Annotated in this window: 1 protein-coding gene; it reads left to right on the top strand. The window is 59.0% G+C overall.

The features are described from left to right. Nucleotides 1-63: 63 nt before the first annotated feature. Nucleotides 64-1,253 (top strand): IS3 family transposase gene (locus BS629_RS34140; protein WP_085990120.1). Its coding sequence is split into 2 segments (ribosomal slippage): nucleotides 64-316 and nucleotides 316-1,253, totalling 1,191 coding nucleotides; the frame shifts between segments, so codons are not numbered across the junction. Nucleotides 1,254-1,271: the final 18 nt, after the last annotated feature.

Here is a 1,271-nt window from a genome sequence, read left to right as displayed (position 1 = left end):
TGACCTGCCACTGAGAATTTCCTCCAGAATGGATTAGAGTCCGGCCTATTAAGGGACGGACGAATGAAGAAGCAGAGATTTACGGAAGAGCAGATTATCGGTGTGCTGAAGGAGCAGGAGGCTGGCGCGAAGGCGGCCGACCTCTGCCGCAAGCACGGGATTTCAGAAGCGACGTTTTATAACTGGAAAGCCAAATATGGCGGCATGGAAGTCTCCGAGGCGAAGCGGCTGAAGGCGCTTGAGGACGAGAATACCAGGCTGAAGAAGCTGTTGGCCGAACAGATGCTTGATGCAGCCGCGCTCTGCGAGCTTCTTGCAAAAAAATGGTAGGGCCTGCCGCCAAGCGTGAAGCCGTCACGCATCTGAAGGCCGTCATGGGTCTTTCGGAACGGCGGGCCTGCCAGATCGTATCCGCCGACCGCAAGACGATCCGTTATCGGTCCAATCGACCGCCGGAGGTCGATCTGCGAGCGAAGCTGCGTGACCTCGCTAATGAGCGACGGCGTTTCGGCTACCGGCGGCTATTCATCCTGCTTCGGCGAGACGGAGAGCCGTCCGGGGTCAATCGCATATACCGTCTTTATCGCGAGGAAGGGCTTTCCGTTCGCAAGCGAAAGGCCCGTCGGCGTGCTGTCGGCACGCGTGCGCCGATCCTGGTCGAAGCGAAGGCCAATGCCCGCTGGTCGCTGGATTTCGTCCACGACCAGTTTGCCTGCGGTAGACGCTTCCGGGTGCTAAACGTTGTCGATGATGTGACGCGCGAATGCCTGGCGGCAATCCCCGACACGTCGATCTCCGGTCGCCGTGTTGCTCGGGAACTGACGACGCTGATCGAACGACGCGGCAAGCCTGACATGATTGTCTCCGACAACGGCACCGAATTCACCTCGAATGCCATTCTTGCCTGGTCGAAGGATCACAAGGTCGAGTGGCACTACATCGCGCCGGGAAAGCCAATGCAGAACGGCTATGTCGAGAGTTTCAACGGTCGCATGCGCGACGAGTTGCTCAACGAGAGCCTCTTCTTCGGCCTCGATCATGCCCGCAGCGCCATCGCTGAATGGGCTGAGGATTATAACCATTTCCGGCCGCACTCATCGCTCGGATATCAGACCCCGGCAGACTATGCCGGGACCATCGCCGCAACCGGCTCCAACGCTGCGCAAGATGAAAGCTTCGCGTTTCCGCCGGTTGCTCACACCGCGCCATTTGGCGTATTCAAAGCCGCCGAGGCTCTAACCGCCGCTGGATGAAAGTTCAGTGGCAGGTCA

The sequence above is a fragment of the Rhizobium leguminosarum bv. viciae USDA 2370 genome, assembly GCF_002008365.1.
Lineage (GTDB): Bacteria > Pseudomonadota > Alphaproteobacteria > Rhizobiales > Rhizobiaceae > Rhizobium > Rhizobium leguminosarum.
The sequence above is the reverse complement of the archived record's forward strand: the minus strand, read 5'-3'. Positions and strand labels throughout refer to the sequence as shown.